A 13,683-nucleotide genomic window follows, 5' to 3' on the forward strand; every position below is an offset into this window, starting at 1 on the left:
CCTAAAGGTAGTCCAGGAGCAGGGCCGTGATCTCCTCCGGCCGCTCCAGGCTGGGCAGGTGCCCGGCCCACTCCAGCTCCATCAGCTCGGCCCGCGGCAGCTCGGCGGCCAGGTGCTCGGCGCCGCGCCGGAAGTACTCCAGATCGCGACCGCCGAACACCACCAGCGCAGGGAGGTCGAGCTCGGCCGGCCGTACCTCTCGCGCGACCTGGGTCGGCTCGGGGTCGGCGGCCAGCTGCAGCTCGTAGGCGTTGCGCTGCATCTCGACGAGGTGGCGGCGGGTGGCGGAAGCGGCGCTGGGGCCCAGCAGGGCGCGCGCCACCAGCTCGGACGCGCCGTCCAGGTCGCCGCTCGTGACGAGCTCCTCCTCCTCGATGAACAGCTGCTTGGCGTCGGGCGTGAGCGGCGCCTCGATGGCCGGGTTCAGCAGCACCAGCCGGGTCGCCTCGACCGCGTCGCCGGAGGCCAGCTCCAGCGCCACGCGGCAGCCGTAGGAGGAGCCCACCAGCGCCGCGCGCCGTACGCCCAGCTCTGCCAGCACGGCCTCGACGTCCTCGGCGTCGCTGTAGCGCACGCCAGGAACGAGGGGCGAGCGACCGTAGCCGCGGGAGTCGGCGCGGATCACCCTGAAGCGGTCGGACAGCGCCTCGACCTGCGGGTCCCACATCTCGGAGTCGGCGGCGCTCGAGTGCAGCAGGACGACCGCCTCACCCGAACCGTACGAGTCGTGCCAGATCGTCATCGTGCCTCCGTCATCAGCCGCACGCCGAGCCCGATCAGCACCACGCCGGAGATCTGCTCCAGGCGGCGCTTGACGGCCGGGCGGCCGAGGATCGCCTTGGCGCGCGCGACCATCCAGATGACCAGCGAGAACCACGCGATGTCCACGACCACCCAGATGACCGCGAGCAGGGCCAGCGTCAGCGGCACGTTCTGCCCCTGCGGCACGAACTGCGGCAGGAACGACATCGCGAACACCGCCGCCTTCGGGTTGGCCATGCACGTCCCGAGCCCGGTCAGGTAGGCCTTGCGCCGGCCGTCGACCGCTTCCGGCTCGCTCGTCTCCACCTTGGTACGGCGGGCCTGCCACAGCGACTGGGCGCCCATCACCACCAGCACGACCGCGCCCACCACGCGCATCGCGTCGTAGGCCAGCTGCGAGGCCAGCACCAGCGCCGACAACCCGAAGGCGGCCGCCAGCCCCCACAGCAGGATGCCCGTCTCGTTGCCGAGCGTGGCGGCCAGGCCCGAGCCGCGGCCCGCTCTCAGGGTTTGGCGCAGGATGACGGCGGTGCTGACGCCGGGGGCCATGGCCACCAGGATGCACGCGCCCACGAACGCTATGAGATACATGGCGGCCATCTTGTCAGGATTAATCCCGACCTAGCCGTACATTTTTCCGAGCTCGGCGACGGCCTCGGCCATCAGGTGCCGCAGCTCCGGCGGCCCCAGGACCTCCACCGACGGGCCCATGCGCAACAGCAGCCAGCGCGCGTGCGTGATCGACTCGATCGGCACGGTCAGCGTCCGCCAGCCCTCCGGGTCGCCCTCGGCCCGGGCGAGGGCCGCGGTCACCACGTCCTGGCCCATGGTGTAGGCCAGCAGGTTCTCCGCCCCGGGCGCCAGCTTGATCACCGCCTCGGCGGTGTACATGTTCTCCCTGAACTCCTTGGCGTACTGGTGCCAGAAGCCGGACAGGTCGAAGCCCGGCGGCCGCTCGAACGTGCCCGGCAGCGTCTCCAGGGTCAGGATGCGCGCCACCCGGTAGGTGCGCGGGCTGCCGCCGGGCGGCGCGGCCACCAGGTACCAGGACCCGCCCTTGAGCACCAGGCCGAACGGGTGGATGTCGCGCTCGACCTCCCGCTGCCCCCAGCGCCGGTAGGTCATCCGCAGCGGCCGCTGCTCCCACACGGCGTCGGCCACCGAGCTCAGGAACGGCACGTCATCGCCGCTGCGGTACCAGCTCGGCACGTCGAGCAGGAAACGCTCGCGCATCCGGGAGGCGTGCGAACGCGGCTCGGGCGGCAGCGCCGACAGCAGCTTCAGCTCGGCGTTGGCCACCACCTCGGCCAGCCCCAGCTCGGCGGCCGGGCCCGGCAGCCCGGCCAGGAACAGCGAGGACGCCTCCTCGGCCGTCAGCCCGTTCAGCCGGGTGCGGAAGCCGTCGAGCAGCTGGTATCCCCCGGCCGGCCCGCGGTCGGCGTAGACCGGCACGCCGGCGGCCGACAGCGCCTCGACGTCGCGGTAGACGGTCCTGACCGACACCTCGAGCTCCTCGGCCAGCGCGGGAGCCGTCATCCGGCCCCGCGTCTGGAGCAGGAGCAGCAGGGAGAGCAGGCGGCTTGCGCGCATGCCCGCCATTGTATTGCGCACATAGGGCATGTTTGTATGAACACATGGAGCGTTTGCGAGACATCATGGAATCCCTCCGGACGCACGACAGCGTCTCGGTGTCCGACCTGGCGCAGCGGCACGGCGTATCGGAGATGACGATCCGCCGCGACCTGGACGAACTGGCCCAGCAGGGCGTGGTGCGCCGGGTGCGGGGCGGCGCGCTGTCGCTGCTGCTGCGCGGCGAGGAGCCGCCGTTCGGCGTGCGCGAGCGGGAGGCGGCCGAGGCCAAGCACCGCATCGCCGCCGACGTGGCCGATCTGATCGCCGACGGGGAGGCGGTCCTGCTCGACGGCGGCACCACGGCGCTGGAGGTGGCCCGCGCGCTGGTCTCGCGGCGGGTCACCGTACTGCCCCTCTCGCTGCAGGCCGCGACCGTGCTGGCGGGCGGGCCGCGCGTGCGGCTGGTGCTTCCCGGCGGGGAGGTACGGCAGGGCGAGTTGAACTTCACCGGGCCGCTCACCGAGGCGTCGATCGCGTCCCTGCGCTTCGACACGGCCGTGATCGGGTGCTGCGGGCTGTCGTCCGAGCACGGGATGACCGCGCACGACCTGCTCGACGTGGCGGTCAAGCGGGCGGCCATGGCGGCCGCGCGGCGATCGGTCGTGGTGTGCGATTCGGGGAAGTTCGGACGGACCGCGTTCGGTTCGGTGTGCCCGATCGACCGGATCGACGTGGTCGTCACCGACGACGGGATCCCGCGGGAGCAGCACGACGCGCTCACCGCGGCCGGCGTGACGGTCAGGCTCGCGTGAGGCGGGCCCGTGTCGCCGTCTACCTGCTGTTCCTGCTGGCCGGGATGGCCATCGGGACGTGGACGGCACGCATCCCGGCGATCAAGCAGGGCCTCGGGCTGAGCGACGGCACGCTGAGCCTGGCGCTGCTGGCGATCGCCCTGGGCGCGATCGTCGGCATGCAGGTCGTGGGGCGGCTGGTGGACCGGTACGGCAGCCACCGGGTGATGCTGCCCGCGGCCCTGCTGCAGGGAGTGGTGCTGGTGGCGCCCGCCTGCGCGGTGAACCTGGGCACGCTGGCGGTCGCGCTGTTCTGCTTCGGGCTGGTGCACGGGGTGCTCGACGTGTCCATGAACGCCAACGCCGTGGAGGTGGAGACCGCCTCGGGGCGGCCGATCATGTCGTCGTTCCACGCGGTCTTCAGCCTCGGCGGTTTCGCCGGGGCAGGGGTGGGCGGGCTCTTCGCCAGCGCCGATTTTTCACCATTTATCACCTTCTTGTCGGTCGGAGCGGTGATCGTGGCGCTGGCGGCGTGGGCCGGTCGGTGGGCGCACCGTTCCGCGGGCGGGCATGCCTCCTCCCCTGCCGGCGGCGGGTCCCGGCTGCGGCTCGGCGTGCTCTTCCTGGGGGTGCTGGCGTTCTGCTGCCTGGTGGGCGAGGGGGCGGCGGCCGACTGGAGCTCCGTCTACGTGCGGGACTCGCTCGGGGCGTCACCCGGGTTCGCCGCCGTCGCCTACGCGGCCTTCTCGATCATGATGACGGTGGGACGGCTGGCGGGCGACCGCCTCGCGGCCCGCTTCGGGCCGGTGCTCCTGGTGCGGGGGTGCGGGCTGCTGGCGGCCGCCGGGCTGGGCCTCGGGCTCCTCATCGGGCAGCCCTGGGCGGGCGTGGTCGGCTTCGCCTGCTTCGGCGCGGGCCTGTCGTGCATCATCCCGCAGATCTTCTCCGCCGCCGGGCATCGGGATCCCGCCTACGCGGGTCGTGCGCTGGCCCGGGTCGCGGGGATCGGATACCTCGGCTTCCTGTCGGGCCCCGTCCTCATCGGCGCCGCGGCCGAACTCACCGGCCTGCCCCGCGCCCTGGCCGTCCCGGTTCTCCTGGCCACCTTCGTGGCCCTGGCCGCGCCCGCCCTCCGTCCCGCGCGTACCCCCGCTCCGGCTCCTTGACTACGCGAACTGTTGCCAGGCCAGGCGGGCCACCATGGCCACCACCACGCACAGCAGGACGATCCGGACGAACGCCGAGCCTTTCCGTAGCGCCATCCTGGCTCCGACCTGGGCTCCGGCGATGTTGCACACCGCCATGCCGAGGCCGAGCGCCCACAGCACGTGGCCCTGCCAGGCGAACACGAGCAGCGCCCCCAGGTTCGTCCCGGAGTTGATGATCTTCGCCGTGGCCGAGGCGTTGACGAAGTCGAGTCCCAGGATCGTGGTGAACGCGATGATCAGGAAGGTGCCCGTGCCCGGGCCCATCACCCCGTCGTAGAAGGCGATCCCCACGCCCGCGACCACCACGGCCGCCACGACCCGGCCACGGGTCCTCAGGTGCGGATGCGGCACGGCTCCCAGGGCGGGGCGGAACGTCACGAACGCCGCCACCGCCAGCAGGGCCACCATCACCGCCGGGCGTAACACCCCCGCCGGGACCGCCCCCGCGGCCAGCGCGCCGACTCCCGCTCCGGCGACGGCCAGCAGACCGGCGGGGACGGCCAGCTCCCGATCCACCTTGGTCGAGCGCGCGAAGGTTATGGCCGCCGACGACGTGCCCGCGATGGAGGCCACCTTCGCCGTGCCCAGCGCCTCGACCGGCGTCACACCTGCCACGAGCAGCGCGGGCAACTGCAGCAGCCCGCCCCCGCCCACGACGGCATCCACCCAGCCCGCCCCGGCGGCAGCCACCAGCAGCACGACGACATCCCCGACCCCCACCGCGCCACTCCCCCATTCCACCCACTAGCCCCCAAGAGGCTATATGTCACCCCTTTTCCCACTCACCCCACCCTGTACGTCTGGCTTTCTGCCGTACGGCAGGCCGCCGCTACCGGCCGCCCGCCGCACTTCGGCCAAGGACCCGCGCCCGGCACTCCCGGCGAGTCGATGACACTTACCCACCGCAACGCCCCTACGTGACCCCGCTCCCCCGGCCCCTCCCTCGCCGCACAAGGCGCCGACCTTCGCCGCACACCTCCCCGCCGACCCGGCGCCCAGGAGTACCGCCTCGGAGCTCCGGGAAGTGCCGCCCTGGGGCGCCAGGGAGTGCCGCCCGGGCCTACGGGGTCGTGAGGGCGGGCACGTCGGCGAGCCGTGCTGCCCGCCGTACACGGCGCCGACCTACGCCGCACACCTCCCCGCCGACCCGGCGCCCGGGAGTGCCGCCCCAGGCCTCCAGGAAGTACCCGCCTGGGGTGCCGGGGACGTGAGGGTGGGCGCGGCGGGTGGTTGGTCGGGCTCGCCGTATGGGGTTAGCGGGTGGGGGTGAGGGTGCGTTTGCGGGTGGCGAAGATGTCGTCGATCAGGCCGTAGGTGCGGGCCTGTTCGGCGGTGAAGATGCGGTCGCGTTCGATGTCGCGCCGGATGTCCAGGATGCCGCGGCCCGTGTGGCGGGAGAGGATCTCCTCCTGCTGGTCGCGCATGCGGAGGATCTCCCTGGCCTGGATCTCCAGGTCGCTGGACTGGCCGCGGACGCCGTCGGTGGCGGGCTGGTGGAGCAGGACCCGCGCGTGCGGCAGGGCCGCGCGCTTGCCGGGCGCGCCGGCCGCGAGCAGGACGGCGGCGGCCGAGGCGGCCTGGCCGATGCAGACCGTCTGGACCTCCGGCCTGACGAACTGCATCGTGTCGTAGATGGCCGCCATGGCGGTGACCTCCCCGCCCGGCGAGTTGATGTACAGGTTGATGTCGGCGTCGGGATCGATCGACTCCAGCGTGAGCAACTGCGCCATGATGTCGTTGGCGCAGGCCTCGTCGATCGGCGTGCCGAGGAAGATGATCCTGTCCTCGAACAGCTTGGCGTACGGGTTGGTCTCCTTGACCCCGTACGACGTCCGCTCGGTGAAGGACGGCAGCACGTAGCGGCCCGCCATGTCAGAGCTCCCTGTTCGCGATGTGGTCCACGAATCCGTACTCAAGTGCCTCCTGCGCGGTGAACCACCGGTCGCGGTCGGAGTCCTCCTTGATGCGCTCAAGCGGCTGGCCCGTGTGGTGGGCGATCAGCTCGGCCATCCGGCGCTTGGTGTAGATCAGGTTGTCGGCCTGGATCTGGATGTCGCTGGCCGTGCCGCCGATGCCGCCGAGCGGCTGGTGCATGACGATGCGCGCGTTGGGCAGCGCGTAACGCTTGCCCGGCGCGCCTGCGCACAGCAGCATCTGCCCCATCGAGGCGGCGAAGCCCATCGCGACCGTCGCCACGTCGCACGGGATGAACTGCATCATGTCGTAGAGCGCCATCCCGGCAGAGATGGAACCGCCCGGCGAATTGATGTAAAGCGTTATGTCGCGCTTGGGATCCTCGGCTGCCAGCAAAAGCAACTCGCCACACAGCCGGTTGCATATTTCGTCGTCGACCTCCTGGCCGAGAACGAGGATGCGCTCCTTGAGCAGACGCTGCCCGAGCTGCTCAGGCCATTTGGTGTGCGCTGTCTCGGTCATGGGCCGCCTTTCTTCCCGATCTGTCGAACTTATTTCCCGACGCTAGACCCGGCGAAAGCAGAAGGGCGCGCCATTTCGCTGGAGGCCGATTTCTCTAAAGGCGCATTCCACCGAGAGCGAATTTTCGTCGACATATAATCGCCGATGTGAGAAGGGACCTCTTCCGGCGCTGGGCCTGCCTGATCCTGGGCGGCGCGCTCCTGATGCCGTACATGATGGCCGGCGTCCTGCTGTCGAGCTCGGTGAGCGGCGGCCGCATCGACGACGTGCTGATGCCCATCCAGCTGGGCGTCTACGTCGCGGTCCTGCCGGTGGTGGCGGTGACGGGCCTGTTCCTGCCGGTGCGGGCGCTGGAGGTCAACGCCGCGCAGGGCCTGCTCGGCGCGACCGTGGAGACCCCGCCGCGGCAGGCGCGCCGCTCGTGGCAGGAGCGGCGGCGCACGGCCGCCTGGTTCACCGTCCACCTGGCCGTCGGCGGCCTGCTCAGCGGCGCGACGCTGGCGATCGTGCCGTTCACGCTGTTCACGCTGGCGCTGCCGTTCTCGGCGGCCGGCCGCCAGATGTTCGGCTTCCACGTGCAGCCGGGCTGGCAGGCGGTGCTGTGGGCGCTGGTCGGGCTCGCCACGCTGGCCGCCCTGGTCGCCGCGGTGGCGGGCGCCGGCGCGCTGCTGGCGCGGCTGGCGCCGGTGCTGCTCGGCCCCACCCCTGCCGAACGGCTGGCCGCGGCGGAAGAGCAGGCACGCGTGCTTGCCGAACGCAACCGCCTGGCCCGCGACCTGCACGACTCGGTGGGCCACGCGCTCAGCGTGGTCACCCTCCAGGCGGCGGCCGCCGGCCGCGTCATCGACCGCGACCCAGGCACGGCCAAGTCCGCCCTGGCGGCCATCGAGCAGGCCGCCCGCACCGCGCTCGAGGACCTCGACCACGTGCTCGGCGTCCTGCGCGAGGCGGGACCGAGCACCAGGAAACCCGCCGCGACCCTGGCCGACCTGCAGGACCTGGTGCGTGGCTCGGGCGCCGAGGTGGAGCAGGAGGTGGGCGACCTGTCCGGGGTGCCCGCCGCCGTGTCCAGGGAGGGCTACCGCATCGTCCAGGAGGCGCTCACGAACGCCATCAAACACGGCCAGGGCACGGTACGGCTGGCGGCAGCCGTACTGGACGGCGAGCTGGCCCTGGAGGTCACCAACCGGACGGCCACCACTCCGGGATACTCCGGGGGGCGGGGCGTGGCGGGCATGCGCGAGCGCGTCCGGCTGCTGCGCGGCGAGCTGGAGGCAGGCCCGGTGGAGGGCGGGTGGCGGGTGGCGGCGCGATTGCCGCTACGGTCGGGGACATGACAGTCAGGGTCGTGATCGCCGACGACGAGGATCTCATCCGGGCGGGCCTGCGCATCATCATCGACACCGAGCCGGGCCTCAGCGTGGTGGGCGAGGCGGGCGACGGCGCCGAGGTGCTGCCCGTGGTGCGCCGCGAGCGGCCCGACGTGGTGCTGATGGACGTGCGGATGCCGGACGTGGACGGCATCCAGGCCACCCGCCGCCTCCTCGAGCTGGACCGGCCGCCGAAGGTGCTGGTGGTGACCACGTTCGAGAACGACGACTACGTCTACGACGCGCTGCGCGCCGGCGCCGACGGCTTCCTGCTCAAGCGCACCAAGCCGGACGAGCTGGTGCGCGCGATCAAGCTGGTGGCCGCCGGGGAGACGCTGCTGTTCCCCGCCTCGATCAGGGCCCTGGCCGGCGGCAGGCCCCGCACGCCCGTGCCCGGCATCGACCGCCTGACCGAGCGCGAGGGCGACGTCCTGCGCCTGATGGCCAAGGGTCTGTCCAACGGGGAGATCGCCGGCGAGCTGGTGGTCAGCCAGGAGACCGTCAAGACGCACGTCGGCAACGTGCTGACCAAGCTCGCCGTCCGCGACCGCACCCAGGCCGTCATCGCCGCCTACGAGTCGGGCTTCGTCTCACCGCAATGAGCCCGGGGCGGCATCGCCGACGCGCTCGTTCAAGCGAATCAGGCTTCGTCTCACCGCGATGACAGCGCGCGGCTGAGGATCTCCGCGGCCGGGAGCCCGGAAGCCTTCACCGCCGTAAGCCCAGATTTCTCGAAAAATCGGTCGACCAGGTGCAATCCCACGGCATATCCGGCCATGTCCGGGATACCGCGGGGCTCCTGGCCGAACCGGCTCATCGCGGTGTCGCCGAGCACGTAGGCCGGGGTGTTCTGCATCCCGGCCAGCTCGATGTCCCGCACGATGCGCTCGTAGGCCAGGTCGAACGCCTCGCCGGTGACCATCGACGACCACGGCCCCATCGCCTCGGCCCCCGACAGCTCCCGCACGAACGCCTCCGCCAGCCCCTCGGCCACCACGTGCTCGCCGACCGTGACCGTCACCGGGTTCCACTCGACGTTGGTGTAGCGCACGCCGTGGTGGAACTCGTGCACCGCGCACTGCGCGATCCGCCCGATGTTCTCCTCGGTCGGCCAGGCCATCAGATACAACCACCCCGGCATGCCCCCCATGCCGTAGTAGCCGCCGGCCACCCGCATCAGATAGTCGTCGTCGGGGTTGCCCAGCACGAACATCACCTGCAGCGTGTCCACCTGCTTCAGCCCGGACAGCGCCCGGCTCGCCCTCTCCAGTTCCCTGGACACCTGGCCGAACAGGTCGGCCTCGGCCAGGCGCGCCAGGGCCGGCAGGTAGCGCGGATCGTCGGCGTCGAGCCGGAACCCGGCGCCCTGCTGATGCATGTCGACCAGGTCACCCGGAAACGGAAGGGCCGCGCGCATCGGCTCCAGCATCTCCCGCAGCGCGTCCGGCCGCCGCTCCACCGGCAACCGAAGCAGATCCGCCATCGCGGACAACGTGTCATGAACGATGAACTCCATGTCCGCCGACGCTAGAACCTCACGTAGCGTGAGGCTCAAGCTAAATAGGCGACCCCTCGCCCGAGTCGTCGCCGGGCGTCTGTCCCGGCGTGGGCCTGCCGCTCTTGCTCGGCGTCGGCGTGGGTTTCCGCGGCTCGGGAGTGACCGGCGTGGGCGGCGGCGTCGGCTCGAACACCGTCGGCGGCAACGGCCGCGGCAGCGGCTCGGTGTCCTGCCTGCCGCGCAGCAAGAGCACCGCGATCACGGTCCCGACCAGCAGCAGTACGGCAAGCACCGCCGCCGCCATGAGCACCCGCCGCCGCGTCTCGGTCAGCGGCCGCCGCGCCTTCGGCGGCCCGGGCACCGCCGGCGCGCTGTCGGTCAGCCAGTACGGCACGAAATCGGGCCCGTGCACCTGCCCGATCAGCGTCCCGCCCACCATCACCGGCTCGAGGAACCACTCGGCCCCCGTCCGCCCCGGCGTGTACGGCACCGCCACCCATGGCGCGGGCCCGGTATCGGCGGCCAGCACCGCCGGCGCCTCGTCCAGCACGGCCGCCCGCTGCCGGGACCCGCGCGCGAACCAGCCGCGCACCCCCGACCGCTCCGGCGCCGCCTCCTTGATCGCCGTGACGAACCTGTCAAGCGCGGCCCCGTCGTGCGCCGCACCCCGCGTCAGCACGGCAAGCGACACGGCCCGCCCGTCGGCCGCCTGCGCCAGGTAGACGAAACCAGCCGGAGCCGACTGCAGGCGCGCCTGCACCACGAACGGCCCCAACCGGGGCGGATCGCCGTACTGAAGCGGACTTGCCACGCTTGCCATGAAAGCACAGACGTGGCGGAAGTCACCGCTACGTGCACGTTGGCGGGACGTTTGGTGGAATGGCAGACATGAGCGTCGCCGAAGAGCTGCCAGGAACCGACGCGGCAGTGCTGCGTCAGAGTCTCGACGAGGTCCGGCGTGTCATCGTCGGCCAGGAGCACATGGTCGAGCGATTGATCGTGGCGCTGCTCGCGCGCGGCCACTGCCTGCTGGAAGGCGTTCCCGGCGTGGCCAAGACACTCGCCGCCTCGACCCTGGCCACCGTCGTGGGCGGCACGTTCGCCCGCATCCAGTTCACCCCCGACCTGGTCCCCAGCGACATCGTGGGCACCCGCGTCTTCCACCCCTCCAACGAGAAGTTCGACGTCGAACTCGGCCCGGTGTTCGTCAACTTCCTGCTCGCCGACGAGATCAACCGCGCGCCCGCCAAGGTGCAGTCCGCCCTGCTCGAGGTCATGGCCGAACGCCAGGTCACGCTCGCGGGCGTCACCCACCCGCTGCCCAGGCCGTTCATCGTGCTCGCCACCCAGAACCCGATCGAGTCGGAGGGCGTCTACCCGCTGCCCGAGGTGCAGCGCGACCGGTTCCTGTTCCGGGTGCGGGTCCCGCATCCCAGCGCCCACGAGGAGCTGGAGATCCTGCACCGGATGAGCGTCACCCCGCCCACGCCCGAGCGTGTGCTCGAGCCCACCCGTCTGCTCGAACTGCAGCAGGCCGCCGAGCAGATCTCGGTGCACCAGCTCGTCGCCGACTACGTGGTGCGCCTGGTCATGGCCACCCGCCTCCCCGCCGAGTACGGCCTGCCCGACCTGAGCGAGACCATCGAGATCGGCGTCAGCCCGCGCGCCACGCTCGGCCTGGTCGCGGCCGGGCGCGCCCTGGCCCTGCTGCGCGGCCGCGACTACCTGCTGCCCGACGACGTGCGCGACGTCGCCGTGGACGTCATGTCGCACCGGCTCATGCTCACCTTCGACGCCCTGGCCGACGGCGTGGACCCCGAACAGGTGGTCAAGCAGATCCTGCACGCGGTCCCACCGCCTCTGGTGGTCTGGAACCAGAACCGTTGACCTCCTCCCCGGACCGAAGCCCAGGGATTCCAACCCTCGCAGGCTGGACCTTCCTGCTTCACCGGCGACAGCCCCCGAACGTCCGAGGACGCGCGACCGGTCTTACATGGCCTCCACAGGCTTCACATCCCGCCGGCCCGGCGGTAGACCTGCAGGGTTTCACCTCCAGGCGGATCGACCGTACATGAACGAACACGTGTGCGACACTGGCTTCCAGGAAATGAGTGAGTTGTGAGCACGGCGGAGCAGGCGCTCAGGCGGCTGGAGCTGACGATCACCAGGCGCCTCGACGGGCTGCTGCACGGCGCGCACCAGGGGCTGCTGCCCGGGCACGGCAGCGAGTCCGGCGACAGCCGCCTGTACGTGCCCGGCGAGGACGACGTGCGGCGCATGGACTGGGCCGTGACCGCGCGCACGACCGTGCCGCACGTGCGCGACCTGATCGCCGACCGCGAGCTGGAGACCTGGGCGCTGGCGGACCTGTCGGCCAGCATGGACTTCGGCACCGCCGACACCGACAAACGCGACCTGGTCGTGGCCGCGATGGGGGCGATCGGGTTCCTGTCGAGCAGGATGGGCGACAGGTTCGGCGCGCTCGTGCTGCACGACGAGTACATTCACCGCATGCCCGCACGGACCGGACGCCCCGCCCTCTACGGGCTGCTGCACTCGCTCATGGACGCCCCGCGCGGGCGGCCCGTCGACGACGCGCCCGACCTGGCCGAGGGCATCGACGTGCTGGCCGCCACCCGGCGCAGGCGCGGCATGCGGCTGGTCGTGTCCGACTTCCTCGACGCCCAGCCCGACCTGGACCCCGACGCCGAACGCCCGTGGGAGCGGCCGATGCGCCGGCTGGCCGCCCGCCACCAGGTGCTGGCCGTCGAGGTCATCGACCCGCGCGAGCTCGAACTGCCCGACGTGGGCCGCGTCGCGTTCGCCGACCCCGAGAGCGGGCATGTACGCGAAGTGCACCTTTCGCCCAAAATTCGCGAGGCCTACGCGGAGGCGGCGGCCCTCCAGCGTGAGGGCACCCGGCTGGCGCTGCGCCGCGCCGGCGTGGCGCACCTGGTCCTGCGCACCGACCGCGACTGGGTGTTCGACATCGCACAGTTCGTCCTGCGCCAGCGCCGCATGGCCCACGTCCCCCACCGGGTGGTGACGCCGTGAGCGAGCCAACATTCGTCACAAGATCGGCGAAGGAGGCCTTGTGACGTTTCTCGCACCCGGGTGGTTGTGGCTGTTCGCGCTGCTTGCGCTGCTGCTCGCCGGGTACGTGGCCGCACAGTTCGCCCGCCGCCGCTACACGATCCGCTTCACCAACCTGGCGCTGCTGAACCTGGTCGCGCCCGCGGGCCCCGGCTGGCGGCGGCACGTGCCGCCCGTACTGTTCCTGGCCATGATGGCGCTGCTGATCATCGGCGCCGCCAAGCCCGCCGACCAGGTCAGGGTGCCGCGCGACCGGGCCACCATCATGATCGCGCTTGACGTGTCGCTGTCGATGGACGCCGACGACGTCGCACCCAGCCGCATCAGCGCCGCCCGCAGCGCCGCGCAGACCTTCGTCAGGGAACTGCCCGACCGCTTCAACGTGGGCGTGGTCTCCTTCGCCCGCTCCGCGAACGTGGTGATCTCCCCCACCACCGACCACCAGGCCGTCATCACCGCCCTCGGCAACCTGTCCACCAGGCCCGGCACCGCCATCGGCGAGGCGGTCTTCAACTCGCTCGACTCGATCCGCTCCTTCGACCAGCAGGCCGCCACCGACCCGCCGCCGGCCGCGATCGTGCTGCTGTCCGACGGCGACAACACCTCGGGCCGCTCGGTCAACGAGGCCATCGACGCCGCCCAGCAGGCCCGCGTCCCGGTCTCGACGATCGCGTACGGCACGCAGGACGGGACCGTGTCGATCGACGGCCGCCCGGTCAACGTGCCGGTCAACAAGCAGACCCTGCAGTCGCTGTCGGAGGGCACCTCGGGCCGCGCCTACTCCGCCGAGTCGGGCAGCGAGCTGCGCGACGTCTACGAGCAGATCGGCACCTCGCTCGGCTTCAAGCTGGTCGACCAGGAGATCACCCAGCTGTTCATCGTGGCGGCGATCGCGGTCGGGCTGCTGGTGGCGGGCGCCGCGGTCCTGTTCGGTTCCCGCATCCCGTAACGTT

At 71.7% G+C, this 13,683-nt stretch carries 15 protein-coding genes; 7 read left to right on the forward strand and 8 right to left on the reverse strand.

What is annotated here, in order from left to right; genetic code table 11:
- Window position 1: 1 nt before the first annotated feature.
- Genes KIK09_RS36100 through KIK09_RS36110 form a run of 3 tightly spaced genes read right to left on the reverse strand, consistent with a single transcriptional unit; the run spans window position 2 to window position 2,352 of the window.
- Window positions 2-742, reverse strand: a complete 741-nt coding sequence (locus KIK09_RS36100) for an alpha/beta fold hydrolase (protein ID WP_214323933.1) — start codon at window positions 740-742, stop codon at window positions 2-4.
- The gene (locus KIK09_RS36105) at window positions 739-1,353 is read right to left on the reverse strand and encodes a LysE family translocator (protein WP_214323934.1); all 615 of its coding nucleotides are present in this window, start codon (window positions 1,351-1,353) and stop codon (window positions 739-741) included. Before KIK09_RS36105 ends, KIK09_RS36100 begins: the two co-directional genes overlap by 4 nt.
- A gap of 30 nt (window positions 1,354-1,383) precedes the next feature.
- Window positions 1,384-2,352 (reverse strand): helix-turn-helix transcriptional regulator, encoded by a 969-nt coding sequence (locus KIK09_RS36110; RefSeq protein WP_214323935.1) that lies wholly within the window; start codon window positions 2,350-2,352, stop codon window positions 1,384-1,386.
- Between the two features lie 44 nt (window positions 2,353-2,396).
- On the opposite strand from KIK09_RS36110, the gene KIK09_RS36115 reads away from it, so the two are divergent.
- Together KIK09_RS36115 and KIK09_RS36120 are read left to right on the forward strand one after the other, a co-directional pair.
- On the forward strand, window positions 2,397-3,146 hold the full coding sequence (locus KIK09_RS36115) for a DeoR/GlpR family DNA-binding transcription regulator (protein ID WP_250574285.1): 750 nt from the start codon (window positions 2,397-2,399) through the stop codon (window positions 3,144-3,146).
- A complete protein-coding gene (locus KIK09_RS36120; RefSeq protein WP_214323936.1) occupies window positions 3,143-4,291 on the forward strand; it encodes an MFS transporter in 1,149 nt (382 codons plus the stop codon). The genes KIK09_RS36115 and KIK09_RS36120 overlap by 4 nt, the downstream gene beginning before the upstream one ends.
- Here the strand turns inward: KIK09_RS36120 and KIK09_RS36125 are convergent, their stop codons facing one another.
- From KIK09_RS36125 to KIK09_RS36135, 3 genes are all read right to left on the reverse strand, one after another.
- Window positions 4,292-5,053 carry a TSUP family transporter gene (locus KIK09_RS36125; protein ID WP_214323937.1) on the reverse strand — a complete coding sequence of 254 codons (762 nt, stop codon included), beginning with the start codon at window positions 5,051-5,053 and terminating at the stop codon, window positions 4,292-4,294. It lies immediately after the preceding gene.
- A 533-nt stretch (window positions 5,054-5,586) separates the two neighbouring features.
- Window positions 5,587-6,204 carry an ATP-dependent Clp protease proteolytic subunit gene (locus KIK09_RS36130; RefSeq protein ID WP_214323938.1) on the reverse strand — a complete coding sequence of 206 codons (618 nt, stop codon included), beginning with the start codon at window positions 6,202-6,204 and terminating at the stop codon, window positions 5,587-5,589.
- Between the two features lies 1 nt (window position 6,205).
- A complete protein-coding gene (locus KIK09_RS36135; protein ID WP_214323939.1) occupies window positions 6,206-6,769 on the reverse strand; it encodes a ClpP family protease in 564 nt (187 codons plus the stop codon).
- A 146-nt stretch (window positions 6,770-6,915) separates the two neighbouring features.
- On the opposite strand from KIK09_RS36135, the gene KIK09_RS36140 reads away from it, so the two are divergent.
- Both KIK09_RS36140 and KIK09_RS36145 read left to right on the forward strand, forming a co-directional pair.
- Window positions 6,916-8,106, forward strand: coding sequence for a sensor histidine kinase (locus KIK09_RS36140; protein ID WP_308164507.1), 1,191 nt, complete (start codon window positions 6,916-6,918; stop codon window positions 8,104-8,106).
- On the forward strand, window positions 8,103-8,741 hold the full coding sequence (locus KIK09_RS36145) for a response regulator (protein ID WP_214323940.1): 639 nt from the start codon (window positions 8,103-8,105) through the stop codon (window positions 8,739-8,741). The genes KIK09_RS36140 and KIK09_RS36145 overlap by 4 nt, the downstream gene beginning before the upstream one ends.
- Window positions 8,742-8,791: 50 nt before the next feature.
- Here the strand turns inward: KIK09_RS36145 and KIK09_RS36150 are convergent, their stop codons facing one another.
- Together KIK09_RS36150 and KIK09_RS36155 are read right to left on the reverse strand one after the other, a co-directional pair.
- Window positions 8,792-9,622, reverse strand: a complete 831-nt coding sequence (locus KIK09_RS36150) for a DUF2268 domain-containing putative Zn-dependent protease (protein ID WP_250574286.1) — start codon at window positions 9,620-9,622, stop codon at window positions 8,792-8,794.
- Window positions 9,623-9,695: 73 nt separating this feature from the next.
- Window positions 9,696-10,457, reverse strand: coding sequence for a hypothetical protein (locus KIK09_RS36155; RefSeq protein WP_214323942.1), 762 nt, complete (start codon window positions 10,455-10,457; stop codon window positions 9,696-9,698).
- A gap of 68 nt (window positions 10,458-10,525) precedes the next feature.
- Between KIK09_RS36155 and KIK09_RS36160 the strand changes: the two genes are divergently transcribed.
- The 3 genes from KIK09_RS36160 (at window position 10,526) to KIK09_RS36170 (ending at window position 13,679) form a co-directional block, all read left to right on the forward strand.
- Window positions 10,526-11,524, forward strand: a complete 999-nt coding sequence (locus tag KIK09_RS36160; protein WP_214323943.1) for an AAA family ATPase — start codon at window positions 10,526-10,528, stop codon at window positions 11,522-11,524.
- 231 nt (window positions 11,525-11,755) lie between these two features.
- Entirely contained in the window at window positions 11,756-12,691 is a 936-nt protein-coding gene (locus KIK09_RS36165; RefSeq protein WP_214323944.1) for a DUF58 domain-containing protein, read from the forward strand.
- 40 nt (window positions 12,692-12,731) lie between these two features.
- Complete coding sequence (locus tag KIK09_RS36170; RefSeq protein WP_214323945.1) at window positions 12,732-13,679, forward strand: VWA domain-containing protein; 948 nt, start codon at window positions 12,732-12,734, stop codon at window positions 13,677-13,679.
- Window positions 13,680-13,683 lie beyond the last annotated feature (4 nt).

The organism is Nonomuraea sediminis (genome assembly GCF_018531495.1).
In the GTDB taxonomy this organism is placed as follows: Bacteria; Actinomycetota; Actinomycetes; order Streptosporangiales; family Streptosporangiaceae; genus Nonomuraea; species Nonomuraea sediminis.